This window comes from Streptomyces sp. NPDC020742, assembly GCF_040641675.1.
Classification (GTDB): Bacteria; Actinomycetota; Actinomycetes; order Streptomycetales; family Streptomycetaceae; genus Streptomyces.
Genome location: NZ_JBFAEA010000002.1, coordinates 573294 through 591758, shown reverse-complemented (window position 1 = coordinate 591758; position 18465 = coordinate 573294). Strand labels below are relative to the sequence as shown.

General features: G+C 72.4%; 17 protein-coding genes. 3 read left to right on the top strand and 14 right to left on the bottom strand.

Features of this window, described 5'->3' with window-relative positions; genetic code table 11:
* Positions 1-26: 26 nt before the first annotated feature.
* From AB0G84_RS06690 to aac(3), 13 genes are all read right to left on the bottom strand, one after another.
* Complete coding sequence (locus AB0G84_RS06690; protein ID WP_361316385.1) at positions 27-779, bottom strand: PIG-L family deacetylase; 753 nt, start codon at positions 777-779, stop codon at positions 27-29.
* 4 nt (positions 780-783) lie between these two features.
* Positions 784-1872: a hypothetical protein gene (locus AB0G84_RS06685; RefSeq protein ID WP_361316383.1), complete on the bottom strand. Its 1089-nt coding sequence runs from the start codon at positions 1870-1872 to the stop codon at positions 784-786.
* Entirely contained in the window at positions 1865-2137 is a 273-nt protein-coding gene (locus AB0G84_RS06680) for a DUF6137 domain-containing protein (RefSeq protein ID WP_361316380.1), read from the bottom strand. Before AB0G84_RS06680 ends, AB0G84_RS06685 begins: the two co-directional genes overlap by 8 nt.
* Positions 2134-2829 (bottom strand): histidine phosphatase family protein, encoded by a 696-nt coding sequence (locus AB0G84_RS06675; protein WP_361316377.1) that lies wholly within the window; start codon positions 2827-2829, stop codon positions 2134-2136. The genes AB0G84_RS06680 and AB0G84_RS06675 overlap by 4 nt, the downstream gene beginning before the upstream one ends.
* Positions 2826-3722, bottom strand: a complete 897-nt coding sequence (locus AB0G84_RS06670; RefSeq protein ID WP_361316375.1) for a radical SAM protein — start codon at positions 3720-3722, stop codon at positions 2826-2828. The genes AB0G84_RS06675 and AB0G84_RS06670 overlap by 4 nt, the downstream gene beginning before the upstream one ends.
* A 24-nt stretch (positions 3723-3746) precedes the next feature.
* Entirely contained in the window at positions 3747-5387 is a 1641-nt protein-coding gene (locus tag AB0G84_RS06665) for a GMC family oxidoreductase (protein WP_361316372.1), read from the bottom strand.
* A 19-nt stretch (positions 5388-5406) separates the two neighbouring features.
* Complete coding sequence (locus AB0G84_RS06660) at positions 5407-7317, bottom strand: ABC transporter ATP-binding protein (RefSeq protein ID WP_361316369.1); 1911 nt, start codon at positions 7315-7317, stop codon at positions 5407-5409.
* A complete protein-coding gene (locus AB0G84_RS06655; RefSeq protein WP_361316367.1) occupies positions 7317-9131 on the bottom strand; it encodes an ABC transporter ATP-binding protein in 1815 nt (604 codons plus the stop codon). The genes AB0G84_RS06660 and AB0G84_RS06655 overlap by 1 nt, the downstream gene beginning before the upstream one ends.
* Entirely contained in the window at positions 9128-10381 is a 1254-nt protein-coding gene (locus tag AB0G84_RS06650) for a glycosyltransferase family 4 protein (protein ID WP_361316364.1), read from the bottom strand. Before AB0G84_RS06650 ends, AB0G84_RS06655 begins: the two co-directional genes overlap by 4 nt.
* Positions 10382-10446: 65 nt before the next feature.
* Positions 10447-11586, bottom strand: a complete 1140-nt coding sequence (locus AB0G84_RS06645) for a 2-deoxy-scyllo-inosose synthase (RefSeq protein WP_361316361.1) — start codon at positions 11584-11586, stop codon at positions 10447-10449.
* Between the two features lie 89 nt (positions 11587-11675).
* Complete coding sequence (locus AB0G84_RS06640) at positions 11676-12950, bottom strand: DegT/DnrJ/EryC1/StrS family aminotransferase (RefSeq protein WP_361316358.1); 1275 nt, start codon at positions 12948-12950, stop codon at positions 11676-11678.
* 48 nt (positions 12951-12998) lie between these two features.
* Positions 12999-14006, bottom strand: coding sequence for an alcohol dehydrogenase catalytic domain-containing protein (locus AB0G84_RS06635; protein WP_361316355.1), 1008 nt, complete (start codon positions 14004-14006; stop codon positions 12999-13001).
* 482 nt (positions 14007-14488) lie between these two features.
* On the bottom strand, positions 14489-15367 hold the full coding sequence (gene aac(3), locus AB0G84_RS06630; RefSeq protein WP_361316353.1) for an aminoglycoside 3-N-acetyltransferase: 879 nt from the start codon (positions 15365-15367) through the stop codon (positions 14489-14491).
* 241 nt (positions 15368-15608) lie between these two features.
* Here aac(3) and AB0G84_RS06625 point away from each other — a divergent pair, with 241 nt between their 5' ends.
* The 3 genes from AB0G84_RS06625 (at position 15609) to AB0G84_RS06615 (ending at position 17854) form a co-directional block, all read left to right on the top strand.
* Positions 15609-16001 carry a hypothetical protein gene (locus AB0G84_RS06625; protein ID WP_361316350.1) on the top strand — a complete coding sequence of 131 codons (393 nt, stop codon included), beginning with the start codon at positions 15609-15611 and terminating at the stop codon, positions 15999-16001.
* 295 nt (positions 16002-16296) lie between these two features.
* Positions 16297-16653 carry a hypothetical protein gene (locus tag AB0G84_RS06620; protein WP_361316348.1) on the top strand — a complete coding sequence of 119 codons (357 nt, stop codon included), beginning with the start codon at positions 16297-16299 and terminating at the stop codon, positions 16651-16653.
* On the top strand, positions 16646-17854 hold the full coding sequence (locus AB0G84_RS06615) for an MAB_1171c family putative transporter (protein WP_361316345.1): 1209 nt from the start codon (positions 16646-16648) through the stop codon (positions 17852-17854). The genes AB0G84_RS06620 and AB0G84_RS06615 overlap by 8 nt, the downstream gene beginning before the upstream one ends.
* 147 nt (positions 17855-18001) lie before the next feature.
* Here the strand turns inward: AB0G84_RS06615 and AB0G84_RS06610 are convergent, their stop codons facing one another.
* The gene (locus AB0G84_RS06610; protein WP_361316343.1) at positions 18002-18346 is read right to left on the bottom strand and encodes a MarR family transcriptional regulator; all 345 of its coding nucleotides are present in this window, start codon (positions 18344-18346) and stop codon (positions 18002-18004) included.
* Between the last annotated feature and the right edge of the window lie 119 nt (positions 18347-18465).

Genomic DNA, 18465 nt, shown 5'->3' with positions numbered 1-18465 from the left:
GGCCGTCGCGCGGGGCAGGCGGCGGTTCATCCGGCCGTGGACGGCGACGGCGCCCACACCCGCTCCATGTGGGTGCCGTCCCCGGGGCCGGCCGCCTCGCGGGCGTATCCGGTCACCTCGCGGACGCACTCGTCGTCGGTCTGGCTGCCGTAGACGTACATGCCGCGCACCTTGTCCTGCAGGACGTGCGCGATGTCCGTGCCGGCGTACAAAGACAGACCCTCCTCCCCCAGCGCCTTCTCCGTGGCGGTACGCGGATGGTGCGCGGCATAGGGCAGGTCCTCGTAGTACAGCCGCCGTACGCCGTCGTCGGCCGACCCCCGTACGGCCTCATGCACCAGCCGGTGGTCCACGTGCCCGCCCACAGCCGCCGGGGCGAGCACCAGGGTGGGGCGCAGTTCGGCCACCGCCCGTGCCACGGCCTCGGCGACCCGGTCGCGCAGCGGGTCGGCGGCCGGGTCCGCCGTCAGCTCCGTGTCGTCGTCGTAGCCGCGCAGGCTCGCGTCGTCGAAGCCGAGCGGCACGTAGCGTGCCAGGCTCCGGGCCCGGCAGTAGCGCCGCTCCTCCTCCGCGCGGCGGGCGCTGATCACGCCGGGGCCGGCCGCCCGCAGCCGCTTGGGCAGCGCCCACGCGGAACGGGTGAAGACGGTCAGCAGCAGCCCCGGCGCGGAACCCGCGCACGCGGCCAGCACACCGCCGCAGGAGTAGGCCACGTCGTCGGGGTGGGGCGAGACCCACAGGGTCGTGTTCCGGCGCAGTTCCTCGATCAGGTCGGGCACGGCTCTACACCCCCATCGCCGGTGCGCGGCGCGGTGCGGCGATCAGCGACGCGTACCGGTAGGCGACCTCGCGCCAGCCGGTCCACGGGCGCTGCGCCGGACGGACCGACCCGCCCCGGGCGACGACCGCGTCCATCAGTTCGGCCACCGTTGCCGCCCGGAGCGAGGCAAAGCCGGCCAGGGCCCCGCAGTCGTCGAGCGTGGCGACCGGCAGGCCGAGCTGAAGCGCTTCCGCCGCCGCGAAGTTGAAGGTCTCGTGGAAGACGGAGGGCAGCACGAACAGCCGAGCCCCCGCGTACACCCGCTTCCACTCGGTGCGGATGTCGTAGGAGTCCACCACCTCGACCGCGCCGGACGCCGCGTACGGCGCGACGAGTTCGCGCGCGGCCCGCCCCTCCTTCGACCAGGTCGCGAAGATCACGCGTACCGGCACCCCGGCGCCGGTCAGCCGTTCCAGGCACACCCGCGCCTGGTCCACGGAGGTCTTGCCGAGCTGGAGCACCACCGGGCCGAAGGGGTCGCGCAGGTCCTCCGGCGGCAGGTGGTCGACGGCCCACGGGATGTACGTACGGGAGCCGAAGCAGCGGGTCCAGGGCAGGTCACGCAGGAACACCTCCCGCGTCGGGCCGTCGGGGAACGCGTCGGCCGCCGTGCAGCCCCCGCCGGACGGGACCGTCGCACCGGGCGCGTGCATCGGGCACGGTGCCGGGGTGGACAGGTCGGGCGACAGGCGGCTCAAGTCGTGCCAGATCCGCACCACGCGCCGCCGCAACTCCGGGACGTCCGGCCCCTCCCCTGCCGCTGCGCCCTCTCCCCCGGCGAACAGCGGGCTCTCCACGAGGGGGAAGACGGCGTCCACCCGTTCGCGGACCACCCGTCCGGCCAGCGCGTCGAGGTCGGCGCCCTGCGCGGAGGGGTAGAACTCCGCCTCCACGCCGAGCTTCCGCACTCCCTCGACCAGGTGCCACAGGGCGGTTTCCACCCCGCCCCAGGTGTCGCAGGTGAATCCCTCGTCATAGATTTCGAACAGGGCGCGACGCGGGCCGGGCGGGTCCAGCGGCGCGTCCAGCGGGGTGGCCATCGGCTCAGACATGAAGCGCCTCCGCGGGCAGCCGGCCGAGCCGGTCGCAGAGGTCGTCCACGACCAGCCGCCGGTTGCCGCCCGCCAGCAGGTCCAGCGAGCAGTCGAAGTACGACTCCAGCCGGTTGACGATGTTGGCGTAGTCGCGGTCGCCCACGTTGAGGTAGCCGCGGGCCACGATCGTGTCGGGGTCCTCGCCGGTCTCGTCGCTGAGGCACTTGACCACCAGCAGCCGGACGCGGTCCCCGGCCGCGCCGGCCGACGGCGCGCCCGTCACGCCGTGCGCGCCAGATGGCTCTTCGAATTGGCCACGACCAGGGAACTGCATGGTTCCTCCGTTTCGTCCAGTATTCGGTCCACGATGAAGACGCCGGTGTTGCTGACCTTGAAGCGGGCCGAGCGCAGCACCCCGTCGCCCAGGTTCAGCAGCTCCATCAGCAGCGCCTGGATCGTCTCGGCGTGCGAGACGAGCACGAAGCCCGTCGCCGCGGAGCCGGCCGGGCACTCGCGCAGGAACTCCCGGGCGCGGGCGCGCTGCGCCGCCCAGCTCTCCACACCGGCGAACTCCCGCTCCGGGTGGCGCAGCCGCTCCTCCAGCAAGGCGTCCCACTCCCGTACCGCCAGGGGGCGCGGGAACCTGTGCGGCGCCCGTACCTCCGCCAGCCGGGCGTCACGGACCGCCGTCAGTCCCAACGCCCCGGCCAGCGCCTCGGCCGTGCGCACGGCCCGCCGCAGCGGACTGGTGTAGAGCCGGCAGCCCTGAGGACCGGCCGGGCCCGGCCAGGACGCGCGGTCCCGGGCCAGGTGCCCGGCCAGCGCCCGCGCCTGTTCCCGCCCGAGCGGCGTCAGGTCCGCGTCGGTGTCGTAGCCGTCCATGAGGTCGTCGTCCGCCAGGACGTTGACCTGGGCCTGGGCGTGCCGTACGAGCAGGAACCGCTGGGTTGCGGGCGTGTCCGCGGTGCCGGTCATACGAGGGGCAGCGGGATGCGGCCCTCGGGAACCTGCATCCGGGGCCGGGAGTTGTTGAACTCCTGGTTGGCGATGCAGGTGCCGCACGGCCAGTTGTCGAACTCCCGGATCTCACCGAAGTCGTGGTAGAGGTGCTTGGGCACCGAGTAGCAGTCGCACTTGACCATCTGGATGCGGTCGTCGGAGACCGAGTAGTTGTAGCCGTTGGTGATCTGGTCGCAGACCGCGTCGCGCTTGCCCGTCTCGTGGATGTGGTTCCAGCGCCTGAAGTACTCCGGCGGGGCGAGGAATTCCGCCGGGTGCAGGTCCTCGTAGCGCAGGTTGACCTGTAGCGGTTGTCCCTTGAAGGCGAGCAGCGGCATGAAGTGCAGCAGGCCCTTGTAGTCGCGCGCGGCCAGCAGGTCGATGAACGCGTTGACCTCGTCGATCGTCTGGTCGTGGTACACCGCCTGGAGTTCGGCGTCCAGCTCCACGGCGGTGTCAATGATGCGGTCCACCTGCTCCTGACTCAGGCCCCGCTTCTCGTTCATCCGAGCGGTGTGGCCGTCGACGGAGAAGACCCACATCAGGTTCTCCCGGCCCTCCAGGCAGCGCGGCAACCGGGTGCCGTTGCTCAGCACCTCGATGTGCCAGCCTTCGGCGGCGCGCTTCTGGAGGTGGTCCAGGATCTTCGGGTAGAGGCAGATCTCACCGTTGGACTCCACCCGGAACAGCACGTTGTCCTGCTCGTACTTGGCGAAGATCCGGTCCAGCGAGGCGTTGGTGGCCGGCTGGTCGACCTTGATCGCCTTGACCTCGCAGTAGGTGCAGCGCAGGTTGCAGGCGCCGTCGATGACGATGTTCCGGTAGGCGCGGACACGCTTGGTACGCGGCGGCCATTGCACGGTGGTCATGGTTGGGGTGTCCTCTCGTACGGTTCACACATGGGCGGCGTGCGGGGCCGCCAGCTGGGACGCGACGGCCTTGCTGGTGCGCAGGGCGTGGGCCTGGATGGTCAGGGTGGGGTTGAGGCCGCCGGGGTACGGCATGAAGCTGCCGTCGACGATGTAGACGTTGTCCGCCGAGTGCACCCGGCCCCAGCCGTCCACCACCGAACGGGCCGGATCGTCACCGGCCCGGCAGGTGCCGTGCAGGTGGGAGCTGCCCTGCGCGAATCCGGTGGCCTTGTGGCGGATGCCGTCCGCCCCGGCGGCGCGCAGCAGCCGCGCGCAGCGTCCGGTCATGTAGCGCAGCCGGTCCAGGTCGCGCGGGTCGGTGCGGTAGTCGATGACAAGGGCGGGCAGGCCGTCCTCGTCCACGTAACGGGAGAGTCCGACCCGGTTGTCCAGGCTGGGGTGGTCGGACAGGATCGTCTCGATGCGCAGCTCCAGCGCGTCGCGGACGAGCTTGGGCGCCCGGTCGCGCTTGGACTCGTAGATCAGGCCGCCCACGCCGGTGGGGCAGTCCGCGTCCAGGTAGTGGTCCAGGAACGCCACGGTGGAGAACGGGCCTTTGTGCACGTCCGGGTCCGCCAGGAGTTCCGGCGCGGCCTCCACGACCCCGCTGACGTACTCGCTCAGCTTGACGCACAGGCCCCGCCCCACCATGCCGGAGTGGTTGCCGACGCCGGAGGGCGAATACTGCGTGCGTGAGCGCAGCAGCAGGGCCGCCGTCTGGATCGCGTTGCACGCCAGGACGAAGGCGCGGGCCCGTACCTCGCGCGCCTGTCCGCTGAGGCGGTCCAGGCAGCGCAGCGCGGAGACCTCCCCGGTGCGGTCCTGCTCCAGGCGTACGGCGCGGACGCCGGTGCGCAGCGTGAAGTTGGGGTGGGCGGCCAGCGGAGCCAGGAAGACCGCGACGACGTCGCCCTTGGCGCCGGTGGGGCACGCATGGCTGACGCACAGCGAGACCCGGTCGCATCCGGCGCGGCCCTGGTACGGGTCGCGGTTGATGGCCAGCGGCGTGGGGAAGGGCCGGTAGCCCAGGGACTCTCCCGCCGCGTACAACACCCGTGCGGCGGCGGACGGTTCGTGGGCTGGGCCGCGGCTGTGCCGCGTGCCGCCGGTGCCCTCGGCCGGCGGGCCACCGCACACTCCCAGCCGCCGCTCCAGCACTTCGTAGTACGGCGCCAGCTCCGCGAGGGTGTACGGCCAGCGCACCTCGGTCGTACCGGTGTCGATGAGTTCGCCCGGGTCGAAGTCGAAGGGCTGGTAGCGGAACGAGGCACCGCCGTAGAAGACCGTGCCACCGCCGAGGTTGGACGTGGTCCACGGCCAGCCGCCGTCGGTCCAGCGGCCCTCGTCGTCGCGCGCGACCGCCTGCCGGCACAGGGTCTCGGCCTCGTCGAGGTCCACGTGCTCGGCGAGCCGGAAGCCCTCCTCGACCATCAGGACGTCGAGTCCCTGCCGGACCAGCCGGTCCGCGGCGACGGCGCCGCTCGCCCCGCTTCCGATGACGCAGACGTCCCACACGCGGTCCTCGGCCTCGTCGCCGAAGCCGTCGCGGTGCGCGGGTCCCAGGAGGTGCGGGTGGCGGGCGCCGGGATTCGTCAGTGGCGAGGGTCCCCGTAAGTGCTCCATGGCGTGTTGTGCCTTTCGTTCAGTGGTGCGCGGGGTGGTGGGGGCGCCCGCCGGTGGCGGACAGCCAGCCGCGGTACAGATGCGCGAAGGGGCCGTCGCCCGTGGCCAGTCCGGCGGGCGGACCGTCCTCCACGACCGCGCCGTTCTCCAGGACCACCACCCGGTCGGCGATGGCGGCCGTGGTCAGGCTGTGGGCGATGATCAGCGCGGTGCGGCCGGTGAGCACCCGGTGCAGGGCCACGTGCACGGCCCGCTCGGTGGGGGCGTCCATGCTGGAGGTGGCCTCGTCGAGGATGAGCACGCGGGGCGCGGCCAGCATCACCCGGGCCAGCGCGACGAGTTGGCGCTGCCCGGCCGACAGTCCCGCGCCGCGCTTGCGGACGTCGGTGTCGTACCCCTCGGCGAGGCCGCTGATGAAGTCGTGCGCGCCGACCGCCTCGGCCGCCGCGACGATCTCCGCGCGGGTGGCGTCCGGCCGGCCCAGGGCGATGTTGTCCGCCACGGAACCCGAGAAGAGGAAGGGTTCCTGGGTGACCATGCAGACGCCGGAGCGCAGTTCCGCGTCGGCCACCTCGCGCAGGTCGGCGCCGTCCAGGGTGATCCGACCGTCCGTCGGGTCGTACAGCCGCGCCAGCAGCTTGGCCAGCGTCGACTTGCCCGCGCCGGTCGTACCGACCAGGGCGACGGTCCGTCCGGGTTCGAGGTCCAGGTCCAGCCCGTCCAGGACGTGCGGGGAGGCGGCGGTGTAGCGGAAGCGCACCTTCTCGAAGCGGACGCGGCCGGGCGCGGGCACGGCCGGCAGCGGCTGGGGCCGGGCGGGTTCGGGCAGTGTGTCGGGCGTGTGGAAGAGGACGCCGATCCGTTCCAGGCCGGCCGACGCCGCGGAGAAGGCGTTGGCGAACGAGGCGAGTTCGCCGATCGGGTCGTACAGCCGGTGCACGTAGAGCAGGAACGCGGTCAGCGCGCCCGCCTCCAGCTGGCCGGACGCGATGCGGATCGCGCCGAGGGCCAGCAGCAGGGCCAGCGAGAGGTTGCCGATCAGCTTGACGCCGCCGCTGAAGAAGGCGCTGACCCGCCCGGAGGCGGCGCGCGCCGTGGCGTAGCCGGTGTCCACCTCCCGCAGGCGCGCGCTGTTCTCGCCCTCCTTGCGGAACGCCTGCACGGCGCGGATGCCGTTGTACGTCTCGCCGGTGTGCTGCACGATCCGCTCGGTGGCGCCCCGGGTGCGCCGGTAGGCGCGGCGCGAGCGGTCCCGGAACCAGCGGGTGAGCAGGTACAGCGGAAGGAACAGCGCGAGGACGACGGCGGCCATCGGCAGGTCGAGCCAGAGCATCACGGCCACGGTCCCGACCATCGAGAACAGAGCGGAGAACAGGCCGTCCAGGCCCATCTCCAGCACTTCCTCGACCGACTCCACATCGCTGGAGAGCCGGGCGACGACGCTGCCAGAGGGCGCGGACTCGTGGTAGGACAGCGGCAGCCGCACGGCATGCGCGAAGGTGCGGCAGCGCAGCCGGAACAGCAGGGTCTGGGCGATGTTCCCGGAGTAGCGCAGGAAGCCGTACTTCAGGGTGGCGGTCGCCGTGCCGGCGGTCAGCGCCAGGGCCGCGTAGGCGGTCAGCGGCCCCCAGCGGCCGTCCGCCGCCGCGGGTACGCCCCGGTCGATGGCGGCGGCGATCAGCAGCGGGGTGACCAGCGCGCAGACGTTCTCCAGCAGTGCCAGGGCGACGGCGCGGGTCAACCGGCGCCGCTCGGGCCCGAGCAGGGCGCGCAGCAGCTGGTTGCGCCGGGTGCGCAGCTGCCGGTCGTCCGGCCTGCCGTCGGCCTCGTCCGCCGCGCGGTCCACGTCTGGCCCGGGGGCGGCCGTGGGTCCGGAGACGGCCGTGCTTCCGGGTGCGGCCGTGTCGTTTCGCTGCCGGTCCTCGGGCATCAGGCTCGTACCTTCCGTGCGGGGTCCCGGTGCGGCGGGCCCGGCGGCCCGTCCGGCACCAGGTCGTTGACCGGGGAGCGCAGCAGGTGGCGGTAGTGCTGGTTGGTGGCCATCAGTTCGTCGTGGGTGCCGGTGGCGGCCACCCGGCCGTCGGCGAGGAGCGCGACCTGGTCCGCCGCGCGCAAGGTGGCCGGACGGTGGGCGACCACGACGGTGGTGACCTCGGCCATCACGGTGCGCAGCGCGGCCTCCACCTCCCGCTCGGTGTGTACGTCGAGGGCGGACAGCGCGTTGTCCAGGACGAGGACGGCGGGGCGGGGCAGCACGGCGCGGGCGAGGGCCAGCCGCTGCCGCTGCCCGCCGGACAGCCCCACCCCCTCCTCGCCGACCCGAGTGGAGAGTTGCTCGGGCAGGGCCGCGACGAAGTCGGCGGCGTAGGCCAGGCGCAGCGCCTCCCAGATCCGGGCGTCGTCGTGCTCCTCGGGGGGCAGGCCGAGGGCGACGTTGTCCCGTACGGTCCCCGAGAACAGCACCGGGTCGTCGAACGCGCAGGTCACCACCGAGCGCAGCGCGTCCAGGGAGAGGTCGCGCAGATCGGTGCTGTCCAGGGTGATCCGGCCGTGGGTGGGCTCGTCCAGGCGGGACAGCAGCGAAACGAGGGTGGACTTGCCGGAGCCGGTCGCGCCGACGAGGGCGAGGGTGGTGCCGGGGCGCACCGTGAGGTCGATGCCGCGCAGTACGGCGTCGGACGCGCCCGGCAGCCGGTAGTGCACGTCCTCGACGCGCAGTTCGCCGCGTACCGGATCGGGCAGCGGGCGGGGGGCGGCCGGTTCGCGTACGGCGAGCGGGGCGTCCCGCAGCTGCCAGTACCGGTCGGCGGCGGACGCCGCGGTGCTGGCGTCGGCGATCAGCCAGCCCAGGGTGTCGGCCGGCCAGCGCATGTAGGTGGCCACGGTGATCGCCGCCATCAGGGTGCCCAGGGTCAGGCTGCCGGTGGCGGTGCCGTAGCCGCCGCATCCCATCAGGGCCACGATGCCCAGCTCGGGCAGGGCGGTGATCAGCCACCACAGCGCGGCGGTCAGCGAGATCTTGCGCAGCTCGGTGCCGCGCAGCGCGCGGGCCTGCGCGGTGAAGCGGCGTACGGTCTCCGGACCACGGCCGAACGCCTTCAGCACGCGGATGCCCAGGACCGACTCCTCCACGGTGGTGGTGAGGTCACCGCTCTGGTCCTGGGCGGAGCGGGCCGCCACGTGAAAGCGCTTCTCGAAGACGATGGTGGCGACCACCATCGGCAGATACGTGACCAGCACGATCAGCGCGAGGAAGGGCGACAGGTAGGCCAGCACGGCCAGCCCCGCCAGCAGCGCCGCCGTGTTGACCAGCAGGTACACCGCGGAGAACGCGAAGAAGCGGCCCAGCTCGGCGATGTCGGAGACCGTCCGGGACAGTAGCTGCCCCGAACTCCAGCGGGTGTGGAACGAGGAGGGCAGCCGCTGGACGTGGCGGAACAGGTCCGCGCGCAGCGTCGTCTCCAGGCGTGTCGACGGCCGTACGACCAGCAGCCGGCGGGCGCCCAGCAGTACGGCCTCCACGATGCCCAGCAGCGTGAAGCCGGCGACGGTCCACGGCAGTGCCGCCATGTCCTTGTGGGCGACGGGGCCGTCCACCAGCCGCTGGAGGACCAGCGGCATGGACAGTCCGGCGAGCATCGAGCCGAGGGCGGCGGCGCAGGCCCCGGCCATGAGCCAGCGGTGCGGCCGGAGATAGCGGGCGCAGCGCCACAGCGACCCGGTGCGGGCGGGCGGGGCGCTCATCGCGCGCTTCCCGCGGCGCGCAGTGCGTGGGCGTAGTGCTCCAGCGCCCGGTCAGTGGCCGACCCGCTGCCGTAGGCGGCGCGCAGCCGCTCACGGGCGCCGGTCACGCGTCCGCGGGGACCGTCGGGATCGTCGACGGCGCCGCATACGGCTTCGGTGAGCGCGGCCACGTCCCCGCGCGGCACCAGGAGTTCGGGGGTGACCGTGCCCACGGTCTCCCGCAGTCCGCCCACCGCGTAGCCGGCAACGGGCGTGCCGCACATCATGGCCTCGATGGCGCTGCCGCCCAGTTCCTCGTGGGCGGACGGCATGACCAGCACGTCCAGGGCTGTCATCACTGCCGGGATGTCGGCGTGCGGCAGGAACCCGGTGAAGCGGAACTGGTCGGTCAGCCCCGCGTCGGCGACGGCCTTGCCCATCCGCTCGCGCTGCGGTCCGTCACCGACCACCAGGAACACGGCGGGCGCGGCCCCGGGCAGGGTCTGCCGGCGGCGGGCCAGGGCGACGAAGTCCCGCCAGCCCTTCTCGTGCGCCACCCGCCCCACGTAACCGATCATGGCGGACCCGTCCGGGATCTCCAGCGAGTACCGCAGTCGGGCCACCTCCGCGGCGGGCCGGGGCGCCAGGTCGCCGACGGAGTCGGGGATGATGTCGATGCGCGCGGGGTCCATCGCCAGGGCCCGCGCGACGACACCGGCGGTACGGGAGGTCAGGGCCGAGACCCGGGCCGCGTGCCGCACCGCGTAGCGTTCGACGACGCGGACCAGCCTGTGCTGGAGCTGGTCGACCCGGGACATCGGCTCGTACACCGACAGCCGTGAGCAGTGCAGCGTCAGGCAGTACGGCACGCCCATGACGCGCGCCGCCAGCGGTCCGGCCAGCAGCGCCCACAGCTGCCCGTCGGCGTGCACATGGATCAGGTCGGGGCGCCAGCGCCGGCGCAGCCGTAAGCAGGCGGCCAGCGCACCGGCCAGCCACGCCTGGTTGAGGCCGACGAGGCCGGTGAGCTGCGACCGGATCCGGGGCAGGGGCGCGCGGGTCACGCGCACCACCAGCCCCGGCCGGTCCCGGCGCCGCTTGGGCAGGCCGGGGAAACCGACGGTCAGCACCTGCTGTTCGACGCCGCGGGCCGCCAGCTCGCGCGACAGCCGCAGGATCTGCACCTGCATCCCGCCGACGGCGTCGTACTCGGCGGGCCAGCTCTCGACCTGGTCGTGGTGGAAGAACGGGGTCAGCCGCAGCACACGCACTACAACTCCACACGAGAGGAAACGGACGGCGGGCGGAAGGGGACGGGGGCGTGGCTCGCCGTCGGTCAAGCGGGGGCGGGCGAGAGGCAGCCGGTGGCGTCCGCCTGCCGCGCGGGCGCCGCCAGCGTGTCGACGGCCTGGCCCAGCAGTTCCAGCGGCACGGGCACCAGGGGGAGTTGGCCGGTGCGCAGCACCTGGCCGGGGGCGGACAGCAGCACCATCGGAGTGGTGGCGGGCGGGCAGGGCAGATGGCCGCGCTTGTTGTCGTAGGTGAGCCAATTCTTCACGTCCGCCGGGTCCACCAGCGCCGGTACGGTCACCTCCAGGCCCGCCTTGGCGACCAGTTCGTGGTGCAGACCGACCAGGTCGGCGGAGGCGTGCCCCAGCCGACGGGACACCTCGGCCGCCACGATCATGCCGATGGCCACTCCCGCGCCGTGGGCGACCTCGCCCCGGGCGGCGTGCTCGATGGCGTGCCCGGTGGTGTGGCCGTACTCCAGCACCATCCCGTCCCGGCGTTCGTGCTTGTCCGCGCCGGTGACCTGGGCCTTGGCGGCCACGCTCTCCTCGATGATCCACCGCATCGCGGGGTCCTCGTAGTGCGCGTCGGGCCGCAGTTCGGCGGAGAGCCGCTCGATCATCGACGGGCGGATGGCGAGCGCGTTCTTGACCACCTCGCCCATGCCCGACCGTAGTTCCCGTACGGGCAGGGTGCGCAGCATCGCCGTGTCGGCGAGCACCTCGGCGGGCTGGTAGAAGGTGCCGACGAGGTTCTTGCCGTAACTCGCATTGACCGCCTGCTTCAGCGAGAGCACCGAGTCCAGCATCGCCACCACGGTGGTGGGCACGTGCACCAGCGTGATGCCGCGGAAGAGCAGGGAGGCCAGCAGCCCGGCGATGTTGCCGGTGATGCCGCCGCCCAGCGCCACCACGACGCTGCGCCGGTCGGCGCCCTCGGCGAGGGCCTGCTCGGCCAGGGCGTCGACGGTGCCGATGCGCTTGTGGACCTCGCCCGCCGGGTGGGTCAGGAGCACGGCGGGGCCGGCCTCCTTCTCCAGCCGGGCGGCCAGGTCGCGTCCGTAGAGCGGGGCCACGGTCGTGTCGCACACCACGAGGTAGCGGCTGGCCGTGCGTTCGCCGAGGCGTGCGACGATCTCCTCGACGCACTCGGTCCCGAGCCGGTAGGGAAAGCTCGTGTCTTCCATGGTGATGGCCGTGACGTGCATGGTCTCCCCGATTTCGTGGGCGGGTCGCGGGACGGTTGCTCCGGCGGGCCGTGTCCGGCCCGCCGCCTTCAGCCGGTCAGTTGGGCGCCGTGGCGCACGACCTTGACGAAGGCCGCCGCGATGTCCTGCATGTCGCCCTCGTCACCGAGCAGGGCGGCGTGGTGGACGGTGACGGTGCGCCGCGCCGCCTCCTCGCACACAGGCAGGTCGAAGCGCTTGGGGTCGATGCGGCTCTCGTGCTGGATGCCCAGCGCGAAGCGGCCGCGGCTCCTGGGGTCGTACAGGCGGTTGCGGGTGATCGGCGCGTAGCACGGGGCGATGGAGAACCCCAGCTCGGCGGTGAGCGCGTCGGTGACGGTGGCCAGGTCGACATGGGTCAGCTCACCCTCGGGCAGCCGGGCGGCGTAGGTGTAGTACGTGCGGGTGCTGGTGCCCTCGGACGTCGTCTGCGGCCGGTAGCCGGCGTCGGCCAGCAGCTTGTCCAGGAGCGCGGCGTTGCGCCGCCGCCGCTCGTTCTGCTCGTCGAGCACGCCGAGCTGTTCGACGAGCAGGGCGGCCTGGAACTCCGACACACAGCGGTTGGAGCCCATCAGCTCGCCGGTCTCCACGAGCTCCATCCGCCCGTCGCCGACCGGGTGCCCGGCCAGGCAGCGTCCGTCGGCGCGCAGATGCTCCACGCGGCGGGCGAAGTCCGCGTCCCGGGTGATGACGGCGCCGCCCTCACCGCTGGTCAGCACCTTGCTGTGCTGCATGCTGAACGTGCCGGCGGTGGCCAGCGCGCCGACCTTGACGCCGTGGTACTCCGCGCCGTGCGCCTGCGCGCAGTCCTCGATGAGCGGCAGCCCGTGGCGTTCGGCCAGGGCGCGCAGCGCGTCCATGTCGGCGACCGCCGAGTACAGGTGGACGACGACGATCGCCTTGGTGCGCTCGGTCAGGGCGCTCTCCACCGCGGCGGGGTCCAGGCACAGCGTGTCGGGGTCCACGTCGCAGAAGACCGGTACGGCGTTGACGCCGAGCACGGTCGAGCCGGACGCCACCCAGGACAGCCCGGGGACGATGACCTCGTCACCGGCCCCGATGCCGCACGCCTCCAAGGCGAGCATGAGGCTCGCGGTGCCGCTGGCGGCGGGTACGCAGTGCTCGACCCCGTTGTACGCGGCGAAGGCCCGCGCGAAGCACCGCTCCTGGGACTCGGTGTCCCGGTAGGGGCCGCTGATCGACCAGCGGCCGGAGGTGAGCACCCCCTCCAGGGCCCGGACCGCTCCGGGGGCGGGCTGCGGCCACAGGGGCCAGGGACGGGTACGTACCGGGCTGCCGCCTTGCACGGCCAGGGAACGGGTCATCTGTTCGTCCTTCCTGAGCACGGAGCTGGGGTGAGGGAGAACGGCCGGTCAGGCGCGGAGGTTGAAGTACGAGCGGGTGTTGCCGTCGGCGCGGCGCAGCGCCACGTCCAGCGCCTGCGCGTGGTCGGCCAGGCCGAACTCGTGGCTCAGCAGCGCGTCGACGTCGACCGCGCCCACGGCCAGCAGCTCGATGGCCTCGCCGAACCGGTCCCCCGGCCCCATCGACGCCTGGAGCGAAAGGACCTTGACCACGATGTGGTGGGGCGCCATCGTCGCGGCTTCTTCGATGCGGTAGCCGATCAGCCCGATACGTCCGCCAGAGCGGACAGCTTCCACGGCCTCCTGGACCGCCAGCGGGTATCCGGACGCCTCCAGGACGACGTCGGGCGTCGCCTCGGGGTGCTTCTCGACGAAGCCGACCAGCTCACCGGGGTCGCCGCCGACGGTGTGCGGCACGCCCAGCGCGTGGGCCGCCTGGCGGCGTTCGGGCACCGGCTCGGCGAGAACGGTGACCTCGCCGCCACGCAGCCGGACGGCCTGGGCGAGCAGCAGTCCGATGCCGCCGGCGCCGGTGATCGCCACCTTCTCGCCGGAGGCGATGGCGAGCCGGTCGACGGCGTTCAGCGCGACCGCCAGCGGTTCCACCTGGCAGGCCTCGCGCAGCGACAGCCCCTCGGGCAGCCGGTGCAGGTTGGCCGTCGGGATGGTCATGTACTCGGCGCAGGCGCCGTCCCGGGTGAAGCCGAGTTCCTGCAGGTCAGCGCAGAGGGTGGGCTTCCCGGCCGTGCAGTGCCGGCAGCTTCCGCAGGCGACGGTGAGGTCGCCGACCACGTTGCGGCCGACCAGCTCACGGGCGTCGCCGCCGGCCTCGACCACGGTTCCGCTCCACTCGTGCCCCGGCACCACGGGGTAGGTGAAGCCGTGCCAGACACCCTTGTAAAAGGAGAGGTCACTGCCGCAGATCGAGTTGTAGGCGAGGTGTACGAGCGCCTCGCCAGGCGCGGGCTCCGGCACGTCGCGCTCGGTGAGCACGGCCTGCAGGGGAGCTTTGAACATCAAGGCTTTCATCGTGCAGACCTCCGTGTCCACGGGACCGAACGGGTGTCGAGCGTCACGAGCAGCGTCCGCTTCAGCGAATGAAGTGCCCGGGGAGCGTACGCCAGCACGTGGGGCACTTGTCAACTAAAGCGGGCCCGGAGGTGGATGATGCACGCGGAGGACGGACCGGTACGGACGGGAGACGTCACGCGGCCCGCTGCCGTCGACGCGGTGACGGCAGCGGGCCGGCGTGTGGCGGGTCCGCTGTGACTTCTTGGTTTCGGGGGGCTCTTGGAGCTGGGTTCTCTTGGTGTCCGGTTCCTCTTGGTGTTCAGGGTCCCTTGATGTTCGGGGTCCCTTGACCTTTGGGACCCCTTGGCCTCTGATTCCCCTCGGTCCCTGGATCCCCTTGGCTCACGGACGAGAAATCACGTGCCGGCGGGGGCGGTTGGCCAGGCGCCCTCGTACCCGAGGTCGGCCACCGCACCGGATCCGGCCACTCACTCGCCGGACCCGCCGGGCGCCACCGCCTTCCCGCCCAGCTTCTCCTCCATCCAAGCGACACCGAACCGCACCACGTCCGCGGCCTCGAACAGATGGCTCTCGGCCGCGCCGACCGTGCCTCGGTGGCCGATTCCCGCTGCCAGCATCTCCCGGGCGATGACCTCGAACGGCCACACACCCTCCGGCACGACGCCCGAGTAGTCGAAGGCACCGTCCTCGGAGTCAATGTCGGTGAAGCACCGCCAGACCCGTTCGCCGTCGACGAGGACCGGCTGTTCGTACGTCACGAACCGCTTGCCAGGGGCGTCGGCCAGGGCCTCGGCGTGGTGCAGGAGGGTGAGGGAGTCCAGCGGCGCGCCCAGCAGGAGGACGCGGCCGCCCAGGGTGGCCAGCCGCGCCAGCGGACTGTCCGGGCCGTGCGGCTGGTCCCAGGGGTGCTCGTCCATCAGGGTGCGGGCGTCGGCCCCGAGGGCCGCGAAGCTCGCGTCGGGGTGGCGGCTGCGTACCGTGTCCGGGAGGCGGAGCAGGGCCTGCGGGAGCCGGCCGTTGTTGTGGTCCGCCTCGCTGGTGGCGGGGTCGTAGCCGGGGTGTTCCGCGCGCAGCGCGTCCTGCCAGGCCGGGGGCCACTCGGTGAAGTCGTAGGGCAGGGCATCGTTCCAGCCGCAGGTCACCATGAGGGTGCCCCGGTCGCCGACCACGTCGCACAGCGCTCCGATGACCGTCTGCGGGCCGCCCGCCACGTAGCCGATCGCGGACAGTTCGGTGTGGAACATCACGACATCGCCCGCGCGCAGGCCGAGGGCGGTCAGGTCGCGGGCGAGCCGGCTGCGGGTCACCGGGCCGCCGGAGCGTTCGAGCAGCAGACGTTCATCCATGGCCGGGAACCTATCCGCAGCGGGTACGCCGCCGGGACCGGGCCGTTCGGCTCCCCCGCGGGCCCCGTCGGGCCCCGGGACGGCGGGCGGGACCGTGGGCAGGTGGTGGAGGCATATTCGGTCAGCGAATTGGCTCGAAATACGCCAATCTGCGGCGTCTGGTTCCGCGACACCGTACGGTGACAGACGTTTCGCTTCAGCGGGGGACCAACTCCCCGGCGGAGAACCAGAAGGGCGACGCATGAACGACAGCGAGGTGGCGCATTCGGGGGCCCGCCACCGGTCATCACGGGAACCCGTCCAGGCGATCACTCCGCTGCCGGACGGGGCACCGGCCGGCTCCTCGCAGGCGGGCGTCGCCCCGGAGGCGTCCGCCACTCCCCAAGCAGATCGGTACGGCGCCCTCTTCCACCTCCGCGGACACCGCGGCCTCTGCTGTTCCCGCGTTTCCCGGGCCTCTGCGCCGGACCGCGCGCCGCGCCGGAACGAGCCGTTCATCCGCTCCCTGCTCCTGCCGCACCGTGGCACGCCCGGCTGCGTCACCCCCGCGGCCGGTACGGAAGTTCCGGCCGCGCAGCTGCGCACGGTCCACTGGGCCAGCTCTCCGGATGCGCTGCGAGGCCCGCCGCGCTGACGGCCCCCGGACCTTGCGCCGCACATCCCCGCCGGACCGCGACCGGGCCGGGCGGGACCGCATCGTGGTACCAACCGTCGGAGCACGGGGCAGCGCCGTACGCCGCCCCTCACAGAAGAGGTGGCAGTTCTCCCACATGCTGTACGGGTATTCCCAATTGCGTCGGTGGTGCCGGTCGAAACTGACCGACATCCCGTTGCCGACCCCCTTCTCCGTAGAAGAATTCTGCCGGAACCTCTCCGAACAGCGGCAACGTCCGCTTCTTTTGCACGCGTTACCCACGCACATCGCGAAAATGGAGGCGTGCGGACTGTGGCTGTCCACCGAGACGGACGACCACATATTCTTCGAGGCCCGTACGTCGCCCCTGCACCAGGAACACATCGTGCTCCACGAGATCGGGCATCTGCTTTTCGACCACCAGATGCTGGCGGACGGTAACCACGGCGGTATCGGTACGGTGCTGACCGACCTCAGTCCCCGCCTCGTCCAGCGCCTGCTCGCCCGTACCAACTACTCGACGCGCCAGGAGCAGGAAGCGGAGATGCTGGCCAGCCTGATCCGGACGCACGCCACGGTGCAGGGCCGGGCCCCGCAGCGGTGCGCCACCACGGAACGGGCCGAACGCGCACTGGGCATCACCCATGACTGACCACGGGCCGAACGGTTTCTTCGAGCAGGCCGAATGGCTCGGCATCGCGCTGATGTGGATCGTCACACTGCTGCGGGCGCCGGTCGCGGTCCGTACGCCGCAGCAGCGCCCCCTGTGGCTCGCGGTGGGCCTGGCCTCGGTCGCGATGACCCTTCAGCTGCCGGAGGTCGCACCCCTGGCGAAGGCGGCGCTGGGCGGCTCCTCGCACACCGTGTGCCTGTTCAAGGAGATCGTCGGGCTGCTGGCCGCCACCGCCGTGTTCCAGTTCATCTCGGCGATCGTCGGGCTGCGGCGGACGCGGCTCGCCATCCTCGGCACCGCGGCCCTGACGCTGACCGCGCTCGTCGCGCTGTGCGTCCTCTCGCCGCCGCACGTCCTGCACATGGTGCCCAGCACCCCCACCCAGGAGGAGACTCCGGACGCCGTTTACTGGGTCGTGCTGCTCTCCTATCATCTGGCGGCGAACATCGCCTGTGTCGCCGCGTGCTGGATGTGCGGGCGGCAGGTGAACAATGCGGTCACCCGGGCCGGGCTGCTGCTGCTCGGCACCGGCTTCTTGCTGTCCGCACTGCTCATGGCACTGTCCCTCGCCCATGTTTTCACCCGCAACGCCGCGATTCCGCACCTTTTCCCGGCGGTTTCCGGGGCAGAGGCGGCATTCATGGCGGCGGGCGCGGCTTTCCCCCTGCTGCGCGGACCGTTGCGCACCGTACGGAACATGGCCGTCATGTACCGCCTCCACCCCCTGTGGCGAACGCTCGTCCACGTCTCACCGGAAGTCACACTCACCGGTCCCCGCTCTCGCGCCGTGGACCTGCTGAGCGCGGTCCGGCACTCGGACCTCCGGCTGTACCGGCGCGCCATCGAGATCCGGGACGCCCTGCTCGCGTTGGAGGACTTCTCCCCCGCGGGCAGCCTCGACCGCGCCCGCGAACACGTGCGCGCCGCCCGGATCGCGGACGCCGCGGCTGAGGCGGCGGTGACGGCGTGCTGGGCCGGCACAGCACTGACGAACAAGCGCTCGGGCGCCGCAACGCCGGGCCGGCCCCCCGGGCTGCCCCAGAGCGGCGGCGGTGACATGGCCGAGGAACTGGGCTTCCTCCTGCAACTGTCCCGCTTCTTCCGCTCCCCCCTGGCCACCTCGTTCCGGAAAGCCGAGGAACAGCGGCACGGGGCCATGTCCGACAGCCGGGTGTCATGACGGCGCCCCCGACACCTCTCACCGGAGCCCCGGCACCTCCTGCCGGACGCCTCAATGCCTCCCGCAGACGGACGGTGACGGGCAAACGTCGCGCGCTCCGCGGTACGTGTCAGCCGACGAGAGCACGCCGGCGGTCGGCCGAGTCCATCATGTCCAGGGTGCCCCGTCCAGGAAGGTTCCTGTCTTGGCCAGCCGCTGCCCGGCGGGGCTGTCGTGGCCCAGTGCCTCCGGCGCCGCCAACGCGGCCCGGGCCGACGCGAGTGTCTGGCGCGAGCTGATCGTGATCAAGTGGCACATGACGTCGTCGTCGACCACGTAGATGTCGCGGCGCCGTCGCGGGTCGCGCTCGCGCCGGACATATCCCTGGTCGACAAGGAAGTTCACGGCCACGGGGACGGAGGCTGGGCTGACGTTCAGTCTGCGGGTCAGCTCGGCCGCGGTGCGCCTGCCGTCCTCGGACAGCAGCAGGTCGACGTGCGCGCGTGCCGTCATCCTCGGCATCCCCGACCTGACCGCCAGCTCGATGATCTCCTCCTACATGGCGCTGCCCGGCACGCCGGCCGTATCCGCGCAACGCGCAAGGCCCTCGGCCGGTCTCGGGGCGCGGTCGA

Bases quoted from the DNA above. Each gene is read 5' to 3' on its own strand.
- AB0G84_RS06610 (WP_361316343.1), bottom strand. From the start codon at position 18,346: ATGACGGCACGCGCGCACGTCGACCTGCTGCTGTCCGAGGACGGCAGG.
- AB0G84_RS06670 (WP_361316375.1), bottom strand. From the start codon at position 3,722: ATGACCACCGTGCAATGGCCGCCGCGTACCAAGCGTGTCCGCGCCTAC.
- AB0G84_RS06675 (WP_361316377.1), bottom strand. From the start codon at position 2,829: ATGACCGGCACCGCGGACACGCCCGCAACCCAGCGGTTCCTGCTCGTA.
- AB0G84_RS06615 (WP_361316345.1), top strand. From the start codon at position 16,646: ATGACTGACCACGGGCCGAACGGTTTCTTCGAGCAGGCCGAATGGCTC.
- AB0G84_RS06685 (WP_361316383.1), bottom strand. From the start codon at position 1,872: ATGTCTGAGCCGATGGCCACCCCGCTGGACGCGCCGCTGGACCCGCCC.
- AB0G84_RS06645 (WP_361316361.1), bottom strand. From the start codon at position 11,586: ATGGAAGACACGAGCTTTCCCTACCGGCTCGGGACCGAGTGCGTCGAG.
- AB0G84_RS06625 (WP_361316350.1), top strand. From the start codon at position 15,609: ATGAACGACAGCGAGGTGGCGCATTCGGGGGCCCGCCACCGGTCATCA.
- AB0G84_RS06635 (WP_361316355.1), bottom strand. From the start codon at position 14,006: ATGTTCAAAGCTCCCCTGCAGGCCGTGCTCACCGAGCGCGACGTGCCG.
- AB0G84_RS06640 (WP_361316358.1), bottom strand. From the start codon at position 12,950: ATGACCCGTTCCCTGGCCGTGCAAGGCGGCAGCCCGGTACGTACCCGT.
- AB0G84_RS06665 (WP_361316372.1), bottom strand. From the start codon at position 5,387: ATGGAGCACTTACGGGGACCCTCGCCACTGACGAATCCCGGCGCCCGC.
- AB0G84_RS06660 (WP_361316369.1), bottom strand. From the start codon at position 7,317: ATGCCCGAGGACCGGCAGCGAAACGACACGGCCGCACCCGGAAGCACG.
- AB0G84_RS06655 (WP_361316367.1), bottom strand. From the start codon at position 9,131: ATGAGCGCCCCGCCCGCCCGCACCGGGTCGCTGTGGCGCTGCGCCCGC.
- AB0G84_RS06620 (WP_361316348.1), top strand. From the start codon at position 16,297: ATGGAGGCGTGCGGACTGTGGCTGTCCACCGAGACGGACGACCACATA.